The following is an 18,272-nucleotide window of genomic DNA, read 5'->3' on the forward strand; positions in this document are numbered from 1 at the left end:
TTAACTAGTTAAATCATTTTATAACAAAAGTGTGCAAATGGTCACAAAATCACTTGCCAACATCATCAAATTAAACTTTTTACACATGTTATAAATCTTAAAAAGAAACATTTCTTAATAAAGCTTATTGATTTTGCGACGTATCTACTGGAACATTCCTTCAAATAAATCCTACTAACATTGGTTTAATATTCATGTTTAGTTATCTTTTAGCACTATATTAACACCGATAACAAAACTCTTATTGTTTATATCTGATTAAACTTTATAAATACCTCTCCTCCCCTGTGCTAATCAAATTATTGTGTCATTAGTCCTTGCATACGATCTTGTAAAGCGGTAAACGTCGTAAAACCATCTTCTTCCATGAAATGACCGCCTTCTTCAACAACACGAATATGACCTTCTAGTGTATCCATAAGTCTTTTTGTTTCTTTATACGAAACATGCTTGTCACTCTTTGAACAAAGTCCATAAAAGTAGTCTACTTTATTTTTGATAGTATCATAATCTATGGTTACATCTTGTAAATCTATATTTTCATCAATATCTTGAGCATCGTCTCTAAATCCAGCAATACTGAATAAACCTTCAATATTTTGATTCAAACTTTCAATAAATTTCAAACTTGCGATTGTTCCAAATCCATGTGTCACAAAATATGTATCTTTTTTCCTAACATTTATTTGATGTTGCATTTGTGTTACCCACATGTCTAGATTAGCAGGTGTATCTGCTTCTAAATTAAATAATGTAACCTCATAACCTTCTAATGTTAAATTATGTCCTAACCATTCATACCAATGGTTATGTGCATTGCCTACACTTGAATGAACTATTATTACGTCTGTCATTATTATCAAACCTCACATTATATAATTTAAAAAATAATCATGACTCATTTTACTTTATTTTATAATAAAAGCACTTTAAAAAGATATATTTATCCCTTCAAAGTGCTTAATTGATTTGTTAATTGATCAACTTTAATTCTTCTAGCATTTCATCAACTGCATTATGTCCTTGTTGAATACAATCTGGTAGTCCAACTGCTTCAAATGGTGCACCAGTAATTTTTAAACGTGGATAAGTTCGTTTAATATGCTGTTGTATTTCTCTAATTTGCTTAATATGACCTACATGGTATTGAGGCATACTCTTAGGCAAACGATTAACAATGGTAAATTCTGGGTCACCTTTGAACGTCATCATCTGTTGTAAATCTTGACGTACAATAGATACAATTTCTTCATCTGTATGGTCATCAACAACTGTATCTCCTGGTTTACCAACATAAGCTCGGATTAACACTTTTCCTTCTGGAGTTGTAAATGGCCATTTTTTTGAAGTCCATGTACATGCTGTTATGCTTGTATTACTTGTTCTAGCAATAACGAAACCTGTTCCATCATAAGTATTTTCAATATCCTTTTCATCAAATGCAAGTACCACTGTTGCTACTGTCGTTGAATCCATTGTATTGAAATAATCAAATGCTGGATCATGGTTAAACCAGTCCATAAAGACTTGTTGTGGTGTTGTTACTAATACCCCATCATAAAATTCTTTTTTGCCATCGACAATTACTTGATAGTCAGTTTGAGATATAATAATATCTTCAACCTCTGTATTATATTCAATATTGACACCTTGTTTTGTTACAGCTTCAACTAAAGCCTCTATGAACGAACTAAGTCCGTGTCTAAATTGCTTAAATTGACCTTTAGGGGCACCTGGATATAGTTGGAGTTGTTTAATACGTTGTTCCTTCTCATCTTTCATGCCTTTGATTAAACTACCAAAAGCTTCTTCTTTTTCTTTAAAATTAGGGAAAGTACTCATCAAACTTAAATCATCAATATTTGTACCATAAATGCCACCCATTAGTGGCTCAATTAAATTTTCAAGTACTTCATCACCTAAACGCTGTCTAAAAAAGTCACCTACTGAAATGTCATCTTCAATCTCTATAGGCTTTTTAAATAGATCTAGACCTGCTCGTAACTTACCTAATGGAGAAATCAATTTTGTTTTTATAAAAGGTTTTATATCCGTAGGTATTCCCATAATAGAACCACCTGGGATAGGATATAATTTATTTTTAGCATAAATGTATGATTGACCTGTAGTATTCGTAATCAAATCATCGCCTAATCCAATCTCCTTAGCTATATCAGTCATAATAGTTTTTCTACCTAAGTATGATTCGGGTCCTAATTCAATAGTATAACCATCTTTACGATACGTTTGAATTTTACCACCTGGACGATTACTTGCCTCATAGATAGTAACATTTAAGTTAGGATTTTGTTTTTTCATATAGTAGGCACTTGTTAAACCGGTTATACCTGCTCCGATGATTGCTACATTCTTACTCAAAATCATTCACGCTTCCTTCTATTAAAATACTGTTTTAATTTCGTCTACAATCGCACCAATAAATAATGGATGTGTATTAGGCATCTCTGGACGATAGTAGTTTGCACCTATTTCATCGCATACTACTTTACATTCATGGTCATTGTCATATAACACTTCAAGGTGTTCACATACAAATCCTACTGGCGTATAAATAAAATGTTTATATCCATGTTCATTAAATAAATCTCTTGTTAAATCTTGAACATCAGGTCCTAACCACGGTGTACCTGTATTACCTTCTGATTGCCAACCTTCTGCTACGTGGATAATATTTGATTGCTCTTTTAATTGTACAGCAGTATCATGTAATTCATTTGGATAAGGATCATTATTTTTCTCAATTAAACCTTTTGGTAAGCTATGAGCTGATACTACTAATACAGTGTCATCATGTTCGTCTGCAGGAATTTGTTCTAATGTGTGATTGATTTGATTAGTCCAAAACTCTAAGAATTTAGGTTGATGGTAATAATGTTTTACATGATGTAATTGAATACCATATTTTTCAGCTTCTTCTTCTGCACGTTCATCATAAGATCCTACTGAAAAACTTGAATAATGCGGTGCTAATACAACAGTGACCGCTTCAGTAATTCCATCTTTATGCATAGATTCAACCGCTTCTTCTATATACGGTGAAATATGTTTTAGCCCTAAATATAATTTAAACTCTACATCTTCATAAGATTCATTTAATGCATCTCTTAATGCTTCTGCTTGTCTGTCTGTTGTTCCAGCTAATGGAGATAATCCCCCAATAAATTCATAACGATCTTTTAAATCTTGTAGCTCGTCATCTGTTGGTTTTTTACCATGTCTAATGTCAGTATAATATGGCTCAATGTCACTTTCTTTATAAGGTGTACCATATGCCATTACTAATAAACCTATTGTTTTACTCATTTATAAAACCACCCTTTAGTCTATTGCTGTTACTTAATCTATTGAAATTCATAATGCTAAATTACTGATGTGTATAGTCGTGAACGAATTGGCTTACTTTACGTAAAGTTTCTGGTTGAACTTCTGGGAACACACCGTGTCCAAGGTTGAAAATATGTTGTCCTCTTTCCATGCCTTGATCTAAGATATCTTTTAATCTTTCTTCTATTACATCCCATGGTGCTAATAATAATGAAGGATCTAAATTACCTTGTAGCGTCTTAGTTACACCAAGCTGTTGTGCTTGTTGTATTGATGTTCTCCAATCAAGTCCCAATACATCTATAGGTAAATCATTCCATTCATTGATTAAATGACTAGCACCCACTCCGAACAAAATAACTGGAACATCATGTTTTAATTTAATGCCTTTAACTAACTTGTCCATACCTGGTTTAATATATTTTCTATAGTCTTGAACATTTAATGCGCCGACCCATGAATCAAAAATTTGAATTAATTCAGCACCAGCTTCTACTTGTGCATTAGCATAATCTATCGAAACCGCTACTAAATGATCCATTAAAGCAAACCAAGTCGCTTCATCACTGTACATCATAGCTTTTGTTTGATTATAGTTTTTAGAAGGGCCACCTTCTATCATATATGAGGCTAGTGTAAATGGTGCGCCAGTAAATCCAATTAAAGGTACATTTAATTTTTCTTCAGTTAACAGTTTGATTGTATCTAAAACATATGGCACATCTCTTTTCGGATCTATCTGTGATAACTTTTCCACGTCTTGGACTGTTTTGATTGGATTTTGAATAACTGGACCTATTCCAGATTTAATTTCTACATCTACACCAATAGGTTTTAAAGGTGTCATAATGTCTTTATATAAAATTGCTGCATCCGTATTGTAATTATCAACTGGTAAATGTGTCACATAAGCACATAGTTCAGGTTGATGAGTAATTTCAAACAGTGAATATTTCTCTTTTAATTTACGATATTCAGGTTGAGATCGCCCTGCCTGACGCATAAACCAGACTGGTGTATGAGAGGTCTTTTCACCTTTAATCATTTTTAAAATAGTATCATTCTTACTATGTACCATATAGTCCTCCTAAATTAAAATCATTCTTATCTATAATAGCATATACTTAGTTATTTCGTATTTTAATGTGCTTAAATGTCATAAAAAAGACATAGTAAAATGTTTTATAAATTATTTGTATCTACATAGCTTATCTCATAATTTTTCGTTTTGTTAAAGTGTATTAGTATTATAATTAAACATTTAATAGTAATGATATAAATTAATAGCAATTAATTTTAGTTTAATTTGTAAAAAATCAATCCATTTTTATACATTTATTTCAAAATTAAGACTTTGAAGGTAGAAAATAGAAATTTATAATCGTATAATTAATTAAAACAAGGGAGGTAAGGATCATGAATTTATATACATCGTATGGTACTTATGGTTTTTTAAATCAAATTCAAATTAATAATCCAGATCATAATCTATTTCAATATCCTGCTTCAGATACATCTGTTATTTTAGAAGAAACTGAAGGCAAATCTGTACTGAAGCATCCAAGTGCTTATGAAGTTTTATATAGCGTGGGTGAATTTAATGAAGAACATTTCTATTCTGCGCTCTTCATACCTTCATCTGAAGATCATAAAAATCAATTAGAAAAACAACTTCTTCATTTTGGTGCTCCATTTGATAACTTTGGTGGTTTCAAAAGTTATCGATTATTGAGACCATTAGAAGGTAATACTTATAAATTATATTTTGGTTTTGCAAATAGAAGTGCTTATGAAGATTTCAAATCATCAGATTTATTCCAGGAGCACTTTTCTAAAACTGCTTTAAATCAATTCTTTGGATATAGTGGTCAACATTCAAGTTATTTCGAACGTTACTTATATCCTGTAGATCATCAATAATAAAAAAGGTTGTCCTATAGCGAAGTAATTCAATTTCGCAAATAGGACAACTTTTTTAATCTCGTAATAACGTTTCTTGATATTTTAGTTTTTTAATTGTACTTCTAATAGTCAAATAGCCTACTAAGAAAAATACAATTGAGAAAAAGAATAATGTAGGATTCATAATTGAAAATGCTATTGTGAATACCACACCTATAACTATCATAAGTCTATAAAGAAATTTTTCGTATCCTTTAATTACAATAGTATCTGGTGCTGGCCAAACTTGAGGCCAGAGACCATAAGCTTGTTGCGTATAAAACTGTGACATTTGCAATAGCGTGATATACATAAATAAACTTCCTATTAAAATACCTACAATAGGGTGAGAAAGCCATATGATTAATACAACTGCGATTAACATTAATCTTATTATAATGCTAAAAGCATCTCTCCCTCTTACAAAACTTCTCATAAATAAATATAAGTACATTTGATTGGCATTAAATTTTTTGCCTTTTGGTACTGGTAAAATAAAATCTAAATAACTACGACGTACTGCTGTCTCTCTTAAATGTTTAACATCTGTAAACATATTCACGAATTTATAATAATTCGTATGATGTCTTTGCTCAATCGCAATCATTCTTTCCCACGGGTATAATTGTTTAGCTACCTTACCTTTTAGTACAACAATTAACACTGCCATTGCAATCGTAATTAATATCCCTAAATAAGAATGTAAGCCTAATATTATATAAAAATTAAGGCTTAAAATAATGAAAAAACTCACATTAACTATCCAAGTAGATACACCTAATTGATATAAACACCATCTTAAATGCAATACTATATATGGTGTTAATAAGGCAACTAACGCAAATGCAATATAATATTGAATATTACTTTCACTTAATTGATAGAATAATGGGAAGGGAACAATAAGAATAAGTAATAACATCATTATTCTAGTGAAATAACTATAATTAATACTTAATGTCATGTATCGTTTCATATATTTTTCAAATGGTAATAGAAAAATTTGGTCTGCTTCTTTTAATAATGTTCTTAATGGAAATAATGATAACAAGGCGATAATAATACTTGTAATCAAAGCATAATCAATATGTTGAGGTATATGCTTCAACCATTCGCCATACCCCATTATAAAAGCACCAAATAATATTAATAAAAATACTGTAAAGTGACCATTGAAAATGAATTTATTATAATAATTCTTTTCCTTTCGAATCGCTTTCTGACGTTTCCTGAATAATGTAGTTGCCTCATTAATCATTGGCATTTCCACCTTGAGTGACGTGAATATAAATATCATCTAGTGTGTGTTCTTTCAATCCTGTTTGTTCTCTTAACTCTTCTAAATTACCAAATGCTACAACTTCACCTTTATCTAAGATAATAAATCGATCACAATAACGCTCTGCAGTAGCTAAAATATGTGTACTCATAAGAACTGTACGTCCTTCATTTTTCTTTTCTACCATTAAATCGAGCATTGATTGTATACCTAATGGATCCAATCCTAGAAATGGTTCATCGATAATGTATAATTCAGGATTCACAATAAATGCACATATAATCATGACTTTTTGTTTCATACCTTTTGAAAAATGACTTGGAAAAACTTTTAATTCATCTTCAAGTCTAAATACTTTTAATAAAGGCTTTGCCCTTTCCATTGCTACTTCATGTGTAAGACCATAAGCCATCGCAGTCATTTCTATATGTTCTTGTAAAGTCAATTCTTCATATATTACTGGTGATTCTGGAATATATGAAAGTTTTCTACGATATTCTTCTATATTGTCATTTATATTTGTTTCTGAAATTGATAGTGACCCTGATGAAGGCGTTAATAATCCTAACATATGTTTAATTGTAGTACTCTTTCCAGCCCCATTTAAACCTATCAATCCAACTATCTCACCTTTATTTAATTCAAAATTGATATCTTTAATAACTGGTCGTTTTCCATAACCACCTGTTAGATGTTCTACTTTTACTGTCATAAGGCACCTCCACGAAAACTATTGTACCAAAAATTATGTTTTACTCCTAAAATTAGCTATGAAGAATGACGTTTTTTCCTAAGTAATGCTATAATGTATTTTAAGATGAAACGAAGAGGAGTGTTATCAAAATGTCTGAAACAATTTTCAGTAAAATTATTACTGGTGAAATACCAAGCTTTAAAATATATGAAAATGACTATGTCTATGCATTTTTAGATATTTCTCAAGTTACAAAAGGACACACTTTATTAATTCCTAAAAAAGCTTCTGCAAATATTTTTGAAACTGATGAAGAAACAATGAAACATATTGGCGTTGCGCTACCTAAAGTAGCGAATGCAATTAAAAAAGCATTTAATCCTGATGGTCTTAATATTATTCAAAATAATGGTGAGTTTGCTGATCAATCTGTATTCCACTTACATTTTCACTTAATTCCTAGATATGAAAATGATATTGATGGTTTCGGTTATAAATGGGAAACACATGAAGATGAATTAAATGATGATGCTAAAAAAGAAATTGCTGCTCAAATTCAAGCCCATTTCGAATAATCATGCATAATCTGTATTAAAATGGGTATAAGATGAATAATACTATTATCCGAGATATAAAAGTGAGGAGAATTATAATGAAAGTAACACGCGTATTATTTGGTATTGGCGTAGGTGTTGCCGCAGGTTTCGCAGTATCTTTAAGAAATCGTGATGACCAAAGCGTTAAGAACAATACTATTGATGGTAGCCAACCTACTGGCGCTCAATCTGAGTTACAACGTGAACTTGAAACTATGAAACAATCATTTAACGATATTTTAAATTATAGTTCACAAATTAAAAATGAAGGTACTGAATTTGGTAGTTCAATTGGTGACGAAATCAAAACTTTAATTGGTAACTTCAAATCTGATATCAACCCTAATATCGAAAAATTACAATCTCATATTGAAAATTTACAAAATCGTGGCGAAGAAATTAGTAATACATTTTCTAAAGAGAAATAATTTTTTGTACTATAATGTTTCCCCCTATTCAAGAATAATTATTTGGATAGGGGTTTTTATTTTATTAATAACTTTGGAACATAAGTATTAAATTAAGAATGTTCATTTAATCTAATCTGCAAATAGATATTGACTTCATACAAATTTCAATAGATAATACGAATCATATATTGATTAAGAAGTGAGGCATGACTCATGTTTTTATGTACAAGACAAATTGATATTCATGAACGTTTTGGCATACCTAGAATTGCCTTCATGAGTATTGTTGGTACTATTATAATGTTTTTAGTTAGTTATGAAATCATGTATTTCTTTAGTGATACACCATTATCTGACAAACATTTTCTTATTGTTTTAGCAATTACATTCTTTATGTATCCACTACATAAAAGTGTACATCTGTTATTTTTTATTCCTTATTATAAATCTTTTAGAGTACATAAATTAACGCGAAGAAAATGGATTCCATATTTTAATACTTACGTTAATACACCTATTCATAAAATTTATTTTTGTATTAATTTGATTTTACCTTTCATTTTAATATCAATGTTGTTCATCGCTTTGTGTGTGAAGTTCCCGCAATATGGACATTATTTTATGTTTTTATTGGCACTTAACTTTGGTTTTTCTATTTTAGATTTAATGTATTTAAAGATACTTATTTTCTCTAATTATGGAAATTATATTGAGGAACACCGATCTGGTATCCACATATTAAAGAAAGAGAAATTTGTTACAACAGTATAATGATCTTTATATTAAAATTGGACCCTCTCATATGGTCCAATTTTTATTTTATATAACAAAATTATTCATATGTTTTTTAATAAAACTAGTACTATAGTCCTAAAGAGAGGGTTATGAATTGGTACGCCTCATTTTATATGTTATATTTTACTTGATTATATACATAAAGGAGTTAACAACTTATGAAAGCATTTAATAAAATTATGATACCTGTAACTGCAAGTGCCCTTTTATTAGGCGCATGTGGATCTGATGCAACTGATTCTAAAGAAAATACTCTTATTTCATCAAAAGCTGGCGATGTTAAAGTAGAAGATGTGATGAAGAAAATTGGTAAAGACCAAATCGCTAGTAAATCCTTTAGTATTGTATTAGATAAAATTCTTGCAGATAAATATAAAGACAAAGTGGATACTAAAGATATCGAAAAAGATATTAAAAAAGAAGAAAAACAATATGGCGGTAAAGATCAATTTGAAAGTGTCTTAAAACAACAAGGAATGTCTATGGATGATTATAAAGAACAAAAACGTTTATCAGCTTATCAAAAAGAACTATTGAATGATAAAGTTAAAGTGTCAGATAAAGAAATCAAAGACAATACTAAAAAAGCCTCTCATATCTTGATTAAAGTAAAATCTAAAGATAGTGACAAAGAAGGTTTATCAGATAAAAAAGCAAAACAAAAAGCTGAAGAAATTCAAAAAGAAGTATCTAAAGATCCAAGTAAATTTGGAGAAATCGCTAAAAAAGAATCTATGGATAAATCAAGTGCCAAAAAAGATGGTTCTCTTGGTTATGTAACTAAGGGCCAAATGATGGATAGCTTCGATAAAGCACTATTCAAACTTAAAGAAGGCGAAGTATCTAAAGTAGTTAAAACAGACTACGGTTATCATATTATTAAAGCAGATAAAGAAACAGACTTTAACTCTGAAAAATCTAACCTTAAATCTAAAATTTTAGAACAAAAAATTCAAAAAAATCCTAAATTATTAACTGATGCTTATAAAGATATATTAGACGAATATAATGTAGACTATAAAGATAGAGATATTAAAAAAGCAGTTGATGATACTATTTTAGATCCAGACAAAATAAAACAACAGCAACAACAGTCTTCTCAAGGTGGCGCTAGTTCACAACAAGGTGCAACTGGAATGACTGGTTCTTAAGATATATCTTCACTAAAATCTTTTTTAAATGTAACATTTTGCAATAGTACAAACGCATGTTATAATGTAATCAACAAAGATTTCAGTATGGAAACACCAATCCCCTCACTATTTGCGGTAGTGACGGGATTTTTTAGTGTGACTACAATTGTCGCCTATTTACTTATCGTTACGATGCCGTAGCCAATGTGCAAACAACGTAACAATACAACCACTGATAACAGTAGTCATAATATGAACAAAGATTTCAGACATGGAATGAACACCCCCTCTCATCGTCGAAGTGACGCCTGAGAGATAGGCGACATGATTATTATATCATCATAAAATACATTTTAAATATAAAGATTGTCTGTTTAGTTTAAATTACTTTTGAATAACAAATATTTATAATTTAAAAAGGTGATGTAGCTCTTCATTGAGCTATATCACCTTTTCTGAACTTCTAATCTAATTGTGTTGGATTGTAAAATTGTCTATTTTCAAGTCCAAAAATTCGTTCTGTAAATTGACCTTTTTCAGTTTTCTTAAATGCTTTTTCAAACATATTCATTTTAGCATCAATATTATCTATGAAAAATAAAATCTCAGCCTCTTTCAAATGAGGCATTTTAGGTGATCCAAATTCTAATTTACCATGATGAGCAAGAATCATATGTCTAAGCAACATTACCTCTTCTCCATCAATACCAAGCTCTTTAGCTGCTTCAGCTACTTCATCACTTGCAATAGAAATATGGCCTAATAAGTTTCCTTCTACAGTATAAGTAGTTGCTACTGGTCCACTAAGCTCTTTTACTTTTCCTAAATCATGTAAAATAATAGCACTATATAAAAGACTTCTATTTAATAATGGATAAATATCGCATATCGATTTAGCAACACGTAACATCGTTAATACATGATAACTTAAACCACTAGCAAAATTATGATGATGGGAACTTGCTGCCGGATACGTAAAGAAGCTTTCTTGATATTTTTTAATTAAATGTCTTGTTATGCGTTGTAAACTGGCATTCTCAATATCAAGCATATAATGAGAAAGAGCTTCTTGAATTTCTGCTGGTGTCATTGGTGCGCCATCAACAAAATCTTGTGTATTCATATTTTCTTCAGGCGTGGCTAGTCTTATTTGATTTACTTTCATTTGTTTACGACCACGATAATTAATAACATCACCTTTAACATGCACTATTTCTTCAGGTTTTAATGTTTGCATGTCTTCTTTAGTCGCAGTCCATAATTTAGCTTCAATGTCCCCACTCTTATCTTGCAAGAACAGTGTCATATAATCTTTACCTTGAGCTGTTACACCTTGCGTTGCTCTATGAATTAAAAAGAAGTGATTAACCGAATCACCGGGATTTAATTTTTCTACATTTCTCATTATTTCCCGCCTTTCTCAAATTTATTTAAAGTAATCATTTCTTTATTTGGAATGATATTATCATTTGTACATGTAAAGTATAAGACTTGATAATCTTGAGATAATTCTCTTAAATAGTTCAACATTCTTTCTTTACGTGCTTTATCAAAATGTACAAATGCATCGTCCACTATAATTGGGAATGGATAATATGGTTTTAAAACTTTGATTAAACTTATTCTAAGTGCAACATATAATAATTCTTTTGTAGATTGACTTAGTTCTACAGGTTGGAAAATTTGGCCATTTTCATGTTTCACTTGAATTGCCTCTTCTGAGTAATAAATATTTGTATAAGCATGATTAGTAAGATTTTTGAAAATAATAATCGCTTCATTGATGACTTGTGGCAAACGTTTATCTTTAATTTGTTTAATATGCTCTTCTACTAAACTTTGTAAGTAGCTTAAACTTGCCCAATCTTTAGCAATATCATTCATTCTATTTTTCAAGCTATGATATTCATGACGTAAATTAGTTAGTGTCGTATCTGTTTCCATATTATTAATTTGCGCATTTAAATCACTAACTTCAGCTTGCATATCGAGATATTGTTCATTATATTGATCTACTTGTTGCGCTAATAGTTGATTTTCTTCGTTTAATTGTGCACTAGTTTTTTCACTTAGTTGTGAACTAGATTCATAAGAATAATTTTGATTTTCTAGATATTTAGTTAAATCGTTAAAACGTGTCATTTGATTTGTATAAGTTTGGTAATTTTCATGATGTTTATAAAAAGCTTCTTCATTTGAAACATTTATATGATTAAATAATTCTTTAATCGTATTATTACTTTCATCTAAATGTGAACGTAATTGAGTTAATTCATTTTTAAGTAATTTGCTCTGTTCACTATTTTTATACCATTTCTCATTATTTTCTTCTGCATTTTTTAACCATTGTTTGACATCATGGAAGAATGACATCTTATTGAAATAAGTAAATTGAGATTGAGTTACTGCTTCAGCATGATTGTAGAAAGCTTCTATATCATTTACTAGTTGATGTCGTTTGCTATTAAGATCATCTAAATATTGGTCATTTGACTTAATTTGACTCATTGTGCTAATACTTTCAACAATAAGATTATCTGATATTTTAGGTGATAAATGTAACTCTTGTTTAGCTACTTCAATACTATTATTGATTTCTTCTAAACGTTGTTGTGCTTTAGATAATGAACTTTCTATATAGCTTGACTTCTCAGCTAAAACGTCTTTATTTTTCAAAGCGTGTTGCCAATGGTCACGAATACGAAATTGTTCATCTAAATCGAAGTCTAAATTATAATCTTTTTCCAATTCTTGTAATTGATTTTCTAAATCATCAATTTCTTGAGTAATTGTTTCGCTATAATCAACTTCTTTAGATTTCACTAAGAAAATACCTACGATAAATACTACTGTTAAGATTGCAAAAATAATACCAAACAACATATTTTGAGAAATAAATGCAAAGACAGTTAACGCTGCACCTACAATAGCTAATAAAATAAATACCCATCGTAATATATTCTGGCGTTTACTTTTTCTTTCTTGTTCGAGTTCAAATGTCTCTTTTAATTTTTCATATAAGTTTTCTTTTTCGCTTAATTCAACGATTTGTTGTTTATGTTCTTTTTTCTTCTCGAATGTTTCTTCGGGAACAAGTTGACTTTCTAATTGTTCAAGTTCATTAGTATTCGCACTCTGATCTATTTTATTATCTTCAAGACTTCTTTCTAATTGTTGAATATATGCAACTTGTTCTTGCTTATCCTTCACTTGGTCACTAATGTGACTCTTCATAGCTTCGGAACTATCTACTTGGTGATGCGTTTCATTCCACCCAATATTTGACTGCATACTTTCTTTATCACGTTGTTTATCAGAAATTTCTTTTTCAATAGATCTTAATTCATACTCTTTTTGTTTAATCTCATTTTCTTGTTGATATAAACTATTAAACGCATCAATATCAGATTGTTTTACCGGTTGAAGTGATTGATTTTCTTGTTCAATTTGTGATAATTGTTGTTCTCTTAAATCAATATCTCTTACTAAGGATTGTTTATGAGCTTTAGCAGTTTCATAACGATCGATACCTTTTTCAGGAAAATGTAATGGTTCTATATTAAGTGCTTGTTCAAGTTGTTTCCATTCTTGAGTTTGATCATGTAAAGCTACTTCTTTCTGCTTAGCTTCATGCATTTTAGAGAGTTGATTTAAGTTTTGTTTTAGATTATCAAGTCTTCGAGATGACTTATCTTTTTCATCTACTAATCTATGATAAGTATCTAACTTTGCTTCTTCTTCACGTATTTGTGCTTCTAATTGTTTCAATTGTTCGACTTGTTGATTGATAATTGGATTTTTACCAGATTTTTTATACAATTCGTCTTTTTTTAAGCTGATTGTATCTCTCATACTTGTAAATTCAGTTGAGCCTAACGCACCCGCTTCTAACAAATAATCTTGTAATTGTTTTTCATCTAAATTGCGATGAATATCTTGTAAGCCTAAAACGTCAAAAGAGAAGATACCTTGATACGTTTTCTTAGAAATATAATTCAATTTCTTTTGAAGCCATTCTTCATCTCTAACTGTACCATCTTCTAGATAAACTTTAACGTCACCTTGGGCGCTTCCTTTAATACGTTCAACTTCAACGATACTATTATCATCTAACTGAAGCTTCAGTTTACCGCCATATTGATTACCTAACCTAGGCTCTAAACGAGGTTCTTTAGACTTTTTAGTAGGAAAACCGAATAAAATTGAATGTATAAATGCTTGAATTGTAGATTTCCCAGTTTCATTATCACCAAAAATCTCAGTAAATGACTGATTAAACTCAATTGTACGTTGAACAAATTGTCCATATCCATATATTTCAAGTGATTTAATTATCATTATGTTCACCTCTCATGTCTGCCTTTAATAAATCTTCAGCATGATTAACTAATTCGGTTTTATCAAATGAAGTATAGTCATCTAAATATTTAGATGCTCGTGGATTTAAATATAAATCAGACATAGCTTTATCAAAAACAGAACTGTCATCTAATAGGTCTTTTGAAAACTCTTTGACTAATGGAGGTTCATCATTTGTTGCATATTGGATGTTCAAATCTTCAATAAAGACAAAGTCTTTTTCATGTTCTTCATAGTCTGAAATCATTTCTTCAACTTGTAATACATCTTGAGGAGATAACATCGTTTCACTCTTAATAACGACATTTAATCTATAGAATGCTTTACCTTCATCGCGTACTTTATCTTTAAAAGATTGTATTGCTTCATATAATCCTTGCTTTGTAGTTTGTGTCGTTTCAATTGTAGCTTCTTCAAATTTGATATATTGTGTCGGATAAAATTTAGTTTTTAGTTTTAAATTGTCCCCTTGTATAAGTAGACAACCTTTTTCACCTTTTTCATTAAAATGTCTTCCTTGAATATTACCAGGATAATTAATTACAGGCATATCACTTAACTGTTGGCGTTCATGAATATGACCTAATGCCCAATAGTGATATAATTTATTATTTAAATCTTCTAATCTAAATTCAGTATATCTATCTTTAACTGATGATTTACTATAAGTTCCATGAAGTACACCTATATGTATTCCTTGTTGACCTTGACTTGATGGGAAACTATCAATTTTATTTTCATAGCTTGCCTCATTTTGGTAACTAAAACCATGGATAAAGATTGTTTCTCCATCTTTAGTAATTGCTTGATATGTTTCTACTTGATTTGAGAATACCGAAACATTTTTAGGCCAATTTGATGAAATTTTAGTAGATAATGGATCATGATTACCATGACAAATATAGACAAAAATTTGTTCTTTTTGTAAACGTTCAAACTGTTCTTTTAAAAATACTTCTGCTCGTAATGTACGATTTTCTTTATCAAATAAATCTCCAGCAATAATAATAAAGTCCACTTCTTCTTGTAATGCTAAGTCAACAATTTGTTGGAAACTTTCATATGCGCTTTTTTGTACATCCTCAAAAATTTTAGGACTTAAATGGCTTTTAGATTTAAAAGGACTGTCTAAATGTAAATCCGCACAATGTATAAATTTGACCATAAGCTTTATTCTCCTTATTTAAGACACTTTATAACTGCATTAATTAAAAAATGTAGTTAAAGTTATAAAAACGAATTATCTTTTTAATTATTAAGTTATAACTATTTATAATTTTCCTTTATATCTACTCATTTTACCATATGTGAAACGCTACAGTCGATGCAGAACCATGTTATTAGTAAATTACATAAAAATAAGCTACAGTACCTTATCTCAGTACTGTAGCTAGTATAAATCATTACGCGATTAATTAGTCAGCGTAAATTTCATCTAATGGTTTAACGATGATTTGATTGATTTCTTGGAATACTTGACTCATTTTTTGCTCAGCTTGCATTAAAGCTGAAATGTTTTCATCTTTTTCGATTGCTTGAGCTTGTTCTTGAGCTTTTTGTAAGTCTTCCTCAGGAATTTCTTCACCTTGCATTTGTTTTTGTTGGAAACTCATTTGAGTTTCACGGAATTCATCAAATAATTTTTTTGATTCTTCATTATCTTTTACTTTAGCGTAAGCATCTTTGATAGCTTTGTATTCATCACTATCTCTTAATGCTTGTTCTAATTGGTTTGCATAATCATATAAATTTACTGCCATTGTTAATTGCACTCCTTTGAGTTAATTTGTGTTTTAACACTCTTCAATAATGTAACACATATTATTTAGTTAGACAAAGATTGCGACTATTCCTTGGAAAATACCTATTATTCCTCCAAGTATGAATCCTAGAGACATAATTAATTTTAACTCTTTATTAGCTATATCTATAATAATTTTTTCAATATAGTCTAAATCAAACGTATTAATCTGATCTTCTATAAGTTGTCTTAAATTAATTTTACGCATGATAGTTGATAAGTTACTTGATAACTGGTCGATAATTATCATAGTGAGTTTACCTGACAATTCATTTTCTATATATTTAATGAATTGAGGTGCCAAGTCATTTATTGGTTGTCTTGCTTTATCATGCAAATTGAAATGTGTGATGATTAATGTAGAGGTTGTTGTTGCCATTTGTTTAAATTGATGATTTGCTACTAGCTCACCTAATCGTTTATTTTTGAATGTTTCAACTTCATTTTTTATAACTTGCTCAATAATGCTTTTAGCTTTTGGATGTCTTGTCAAACGAATTAATTCTTGTTGAATACGATCAGCAATGCTTTCTCGTGTCATGAACATTTGTAATAAGCCTATTATCTTACCTTTTTCATTAAAGAAAGTATCTAACATTTCATTTATATCACGAGTTCCTTTAGGTGATGATAAATAAACACGTGCACGGTCACAAATTAAATCCCCTACTTCATCTAACCTCTCATCAACAAGATTAATTAATTCTTGAGGCACAATGTCTTTGATAGCTTTTTGTTGATTGGATTCATAATATTGATTCAGTATCTTTTCTACTTTTGCTGGCATTTGATGATCGATGACATCATCTATATTAAAATCAAATTTATTAGCAATATTATAAATAGTCATATCATCAGACTTCAATTGAGTTAATTGATTCATAATCATTTCATTTATCGCATCTTTAGCTTGTCCATCATTCAACTTTTGTCTGATAAGCTCCTCAGTGAGTAAATGTTCTTCTATGACTTGCCCAATTTTATTAGCAATTTCATCTCTTCTTTTTGGAATTAAACCAGGTGTGAATGGAATACGCATTTTAAAAATATAATATGGATTAAATGGATGAAACAACATTTTTATTGCAATCACATTAGTTATACCACCAATAATAGCACCGACTACCATCATAAATAAGATGATAAATAAAGCATGCATGACAAAGACTCCCTTCTTTTTAAAAATCATGATTCATTATAGCATGTTACTGATTTAATTAGAGATAATTAAAATTATTAAAAACTTACAGGTTATATAAATAAAAGCCTAAGTCTTCATAATCGATGACCTAGGCTAATATGTATAACGAATAACTAAAACATCTTCTAACTATTTAAAAGTGATTAAATCGTTTTAAGATTCTACTGTCACTTTTACAGAAATTAAATATGAACTAACTCTTCTTTAGCATTTCTATTGAAATAAGTTTCTGCTTCTCTCATTTTTGAAGTACCAAAAATAGGTTGTTTTTCAGGATTTAACACACGATAAATATTGCTTACTTTATTACTTTGTAGAATATAACCGCTTCTAGTTTCGATTGTATTCCAATAAATATCACTAGTAGTTGAGTGATTTGGGTAAGCACAGTGGTTTCTAGAAATAGTTTGTACGATTTCTAAAGGATCACAACCAAATGTACTATTCAATACATCAGAATCTCTAAACAAAGCACAAATAGAAACACATGTTGTCCAATTAGGTAATACGCGTTCTTTTTCTATTTGAACTAATGTTTTCTTTGATAGTCCAATTGTTTGAGCCATTGTATCTTGTGTATATCCTGCTTCTATACGAACCATTTTAAATTTTGTTTGAATTAAATCTGTAAAACTCTGTCTATCCATTCTATTATCTACCTTTCTTGAAAAGAATTTATATCCGGACACAAGAAATTGCAATTATACACATTTCTTGA

18 protein-coding genes are annotated in these 18,272 nt (G+C 29.8%); 5 read left to right on the forward strand and 13 right to left on the reverse strand.

What is annotated here, in order from left to right; translation table 11 throughout:
- Window positions 1-299: 299 nt before the first annotated feature.
- From HMPREF3125_RS12160 to hemE, 4 genes are all read right to left on the reverse strand, one after another.
- Window positions 300-854, reverse strand: a complete 555-nt coding sequence (locus HMPREF3125_RS12160; RefSeq protein ID WP_070454043.1) for an RBBP9/YdeN family alpha/beta hydrolase — start codon at window positions 852-854, stop codon at window positions 300-302.
- A gap of 118 nt (window positions 855-972) precedes the next feature.
- Entirely contained in the window at window positions 973-2,379 is a 1,407-nt protein-coding gene (gene hemY / locus HMPREF3125_RS12165) for a protoporphyrinogen oxidase (RefSeq protein ID WP_176745298.1), read from the reverse strand.
- A 21-nt stretch (window positions 2,380-2,400) separates the two neighbouring features.
- Window positions 2,401-3,324: a ferrochelatase gene (gene hemH / locus HMPREF3125_RS12170; protein ID WP_070454046.1), complete on the reverse strand. Its 924-nt coding sequence runs from the start codon at window positions 3,322-3,324 to the stop codon at window positions 2,401-2,403.
- A 61-nt stretch (window positions 3,325-3,385) separates the two neighbouring features.
- Window positions 3,386-4,423, reverse strand: coding sequence for a uroporphyrinogen decarboxylase (gene hemE / locus HMPREF3125_RS12175; RefSeq protein WP_017638298.1), 1,038 nt, complete (start codon window positions 4,421-4,423; stop codon window positions 3,386-3,388).
- Window positions 4,424-4,761: 338 nt separating this feature from the next.
- Between hemE and traP the strand changes: the two genes are divergently transcribed.
- Window positions 4,762-5,265 carry a signal transduction protein TRAP gene (gene traP / locus HMPREF3125_RS12180; protein WP_070454049.1) on the forward strand — a complete coding sequence of 168 codons (504 nt, stop codon included), beginning with the start codon at window positions 4,762-4,764 and terminating at the stop codon, window positions 5,263-5,265.
- Window positions 5,266-5,320: 55 nt separating this feature from the next.
- On the opposite strand, the gene HMPREF3125_RS12185 is transcribed toward traP, so the two are convergent.
- Window positions 5,321-6,544 carry an ABC transporter permease EcsB gene (locus tag HMPREF3125_RS12185; protein ID WP_029056282.1) on the reverse strand — a complete coding sequence of 408 codons (1,224 nt, stop codon included), beginning with the start codon at window positions 6,542-6,544 and terminating at the stop codon, window positions 5,321-5,323.
- The gene (locus tag HMPREF3125_RS12190) at window positions 6,537-7,277 is read right to left on the reverse strand and encodes an ABC transporter ATP-binding protein EcsA (protein ID WP_070454050.1); all 741 of its coding nucleotides are present in this window, start codon (window positions 7,275-7,277) and stop codon (window positions 6,537-6,539) included. Before HMPREF3125_RS12190 ends, HMPREF3125_RS12185 begins: the two co-directional genes overlap by 8 nt.
- Before the next feature lie 131 nt (window positions 7,278-7,408).
- Between HMPREF3125_RS12190 and HMPREF3125_RS12195 the strand changes: the two genes are divergently transcribed.
- The 4 genes from HMPREF3125_RS12195 (at window position 7,409) to HMPREF3125_RS12210 (ending at window position 10,211) form a co-directional block, all read left to right on the forward strand.
- Window positions 7,409-7,834: an HIT family protein gene (locus HMPREF3125_RS12195; RefSeq protein ID WP_017638294.1), complete on the forward strand. Its 426-nt coding sequence runs from the start codon at window positions 7,409-7,411 to the stop codon at window positions 7,832-7,834.
- Between the two features lie 77 nt (window positions 7,835-7,911).
- Complete coding sequence (locus HMPREF3125_RS12200; protein ID WP_017638293.1) at window positions 7,912-8,283, forward strand: YtxH domain-containing protein; 372 nt, start codon at window positions 7,912-7,914, stop codon at window positions 8,281-8,283.
- Between the two features lie 195 nt (window positions 8,284-8,478).
- The gene (locus HMPREF3125_RS12205) at window positions 8,479-9,036 is read left to right on the forward strand and encodes a DUF3267 domain-containing protein (RefSeq protein ID WP_029056283.1); all 558 of its coding nucleotides are present in this window, start codon (window positions 8,479-8,481) and stop codon (window positions 9,034-9,036) included.
- A 182-nt stretch (window positions 9,037-9,218) separates the two neighbouring features.
- Window positions 9,219-10,211: a peptidylprolyl isomerase PrsA gene (locus HMPREF3125_RS12210; protein WP_029056284.1), complete on the forward strand. Its 993-nt coding sequence runs from the start codon at window positions 9,219-9,221 to the stop codon at window positions 10,209-10,211.
- A gap of 159 nt (window positions 10,212-10,370) precedes the next feature.
- Here HMPREF3125_RS12210 and HMPREF3125_RS12735 read toward each other — a convergent pair whose 3' ends face one another.
- The 7 genes from HMPREF3125_RS12735 to HMPREF3125_RS12240 form a co-directional block, all read right to left on the reverse strand.
- Entirely contained in the window at window positions 10,371-10,466 is a 96-nt protein-coding gene (locus tag HMPREF3125_RS12735) for a type I toxin-antitoxin system Fst family toxin (protein WP_107999723.1), read from the reverse strand.
- Window positions 10,467-10,656: 190 nt separating this feature from the next.
- Complete coding sequence (yhaM, locus tag HMPREF3125_RS12215) at window positions 10,657-11,598, reverse strand: 3'-5' exoribonuclease YhaM (RefSeq protein ID WP_017638040.1); 942 nt, start codon at window positions 11,596-11,598, stop codon at window positions 10,657-10,659.
- The gene (locus HMPREF3125_RS12220) at window positions 11,598-14,531 is read right to left on the reverse strand and encodes an ATP-binding protein (protein ID WP_070454053.1); all 2,934 of its coding nucleotides are present in this window, start codon (window positions 14,529-14,531) and stop codon (window positions 11,598-11,600) included. Before HMPREF3125_RS12220 ends, yhaM begins: the two co-directional genes overlap by 1 nt.
- Window positions 14,521-15,717, reverse strand: a complete 1,197-nt coding sequence (locus tag HMPREF3125_RS12225; RefSeq protein WP_017638038.1) for a metallophosphoesterase family protein — start codon at window positions 15,715-15,717, stop codon at window positions 14,521-14,523. The genes HMPREF3125_RS12220 and HMPREF3125_RS12225 overlap by 11 nt, the downstream gene beginning before the upstream one ends.
- 250 nt (window positions 15,718-15,967) lie before the next feature.
- Window positions 15,968-16,312, reverse strand: coding sequence for a YlbF/YmcA family competence regulator (locus HMPREF3125_RS12230; protein ID WP_017638037.1), 345 nt, complete (start codon window positions 16,310-16,312; stop codon window positions 15,968-15,970).
- 69 nt (window positions 16,313-16,381) lie between these two features.
- A complete protein-coding gene (locus HMPREF3125_RS12235) occupies window positions 16,382-17,512 on the reverse strand; it encodes a DUF445 domain-containing protein (RefSeq protein WP_070454055.1) in 1,131 nt (376 codons plus the stop codon).
- Between the two features lie 224 nt (window positions 17,513-17,736).
- Window positions 17,737-18,201 (reverse strand): XRE family transcriptional regulator XdrA, encoded by a 465-nt coding sequence (locus tag HMPREF3125_RS12240; protein WP_002452105.1) that lies wholly within the window; start codon window positions 18,199-18,201, stop codon window positions 17,737-17,739.
- Window positions 18,202-18,272 lie beyond the last annotated feature (71 nt).

Source organism: Staphylococcus sp. HMSC13A10 (assembly GCF_001808005.1).
GTDB lineage: Bacteria > Bacillota > Bacilli > Staphylococcales > Staphylococcaceae > Staphylococcus > Staphylococcus pasteuri.

Coding starts and splice junctions, on each gene's coding strand:
- HMPREF3125_RS12160 (WP_070454043.1), bottom strand. CDS start 854: ATGACAGACGTAATAATAGTTCATTCAAGTGTAGGCAATGCACATAAC.
- hemH (WP_070454046.1), bottom strand. CDS start 3,324: ATGAGTAAAACAATAGGTTTATTAGTAATGGCATATGGTACACCTTAT.
- hemE (WP_017638298.1), bottom strand. CDS start 4,423: ATGGTACATAGTAAGAATGATACTATTTTAAAAATGATTAAAGGTGAA.
- traP (WP_070454049.1), top strand. CDS start 4,762: ATGAATTTATATACATCGTATGGTACTTATGGTTTTTTAAATCAAATT.
- HMPREF3125_RS12185 (WP_029056282.1), bottom strand. CDS start 6,544: ATGATTAATGAGGCAACTACATTATTCAGGAAACGTCAGAAAGCGATT.
- HMPREF3125_RS12190 (WP_070454050.1), bottom strand. CDS start 7,277: ATGACAGTAAAAGTAGAACATCTAACAGGTGGTTATGGAAAACGACCA.
- HMPREF3125_RS12195 (WP_017638294.1), top strand. CDS start 7,409: ATGTCTGAAACAATTTTCAGTAAAATTATTACTGGTGAAATACCAAGC.
- HMPREF3125_RS12200 (WP_017638293.1), top strand. CDS start 7,912: ATGAAAGTAACACGCGTATTATTTGGTATTGGCGTAGGTGTTGCCGCA.
- HMPREF3125_RS12205 (WP_029056283.1), top strand. CDS start 8,479: ATGTTTTTATGTACAAGACAAATTGATATTCATGAACGTTTTGGCATA.
- HMPREF3125_RS12210 (WP_029056284.1), top strand. CDS start 9,219: ATGAAAGCATTTAATAAAATTATGATACCTGTAACTGCAAGTGCCCTT.
- HMPREF3125_RS12735 (WP_107999723.1), bottom strand. CDS start 10,466: ATGTCTGAAATCTTTGTTCATATTATGACTACTGTTATCAGTGGTTGT.
- yhaM (WP_017638040.1), bottom strand. CDS start 11,598: ATGAGAAATGTAGAAAAATTAAATCCCGGTGATTCGGTTAATCACTTC.
- HMPREF3125_RS12220 (WP_070454053.1), bottom strand. CDS start 14,531: ATGATAATTAAATCACTTGAAATATATGGATATGGACAATTTGTTCAA.
- HMPREF3125_RS12225 (WP_017638038.1), bottom strand. CDS start 15,717: ATGGTCAAATTTATACATTGTGCGGATTTACATTTAGACAGTCCTTTT.
- HMPREF3125_RS12230 (WP_017638037.1), bottom strand. CDS start 16,312: ATGGCAGTAAATTTATATGATTATGCAAACCAATTAGAACAAGCATTA.
- HMPREF3125_RS12235 (WP_070454055.1), bottom strand. CDS start 17,512: ATGCATGCTTTATTTATCATCTTATTTATGATGGTAGTCGGTGCTATT.
- HMPREF3125_RS12240 (WP_002452105.1), bottom strand. CDS start 18,201: ATGGATAGACAGAGTTTTACAGATTTAATTCAAACAAAATTTAAAATG.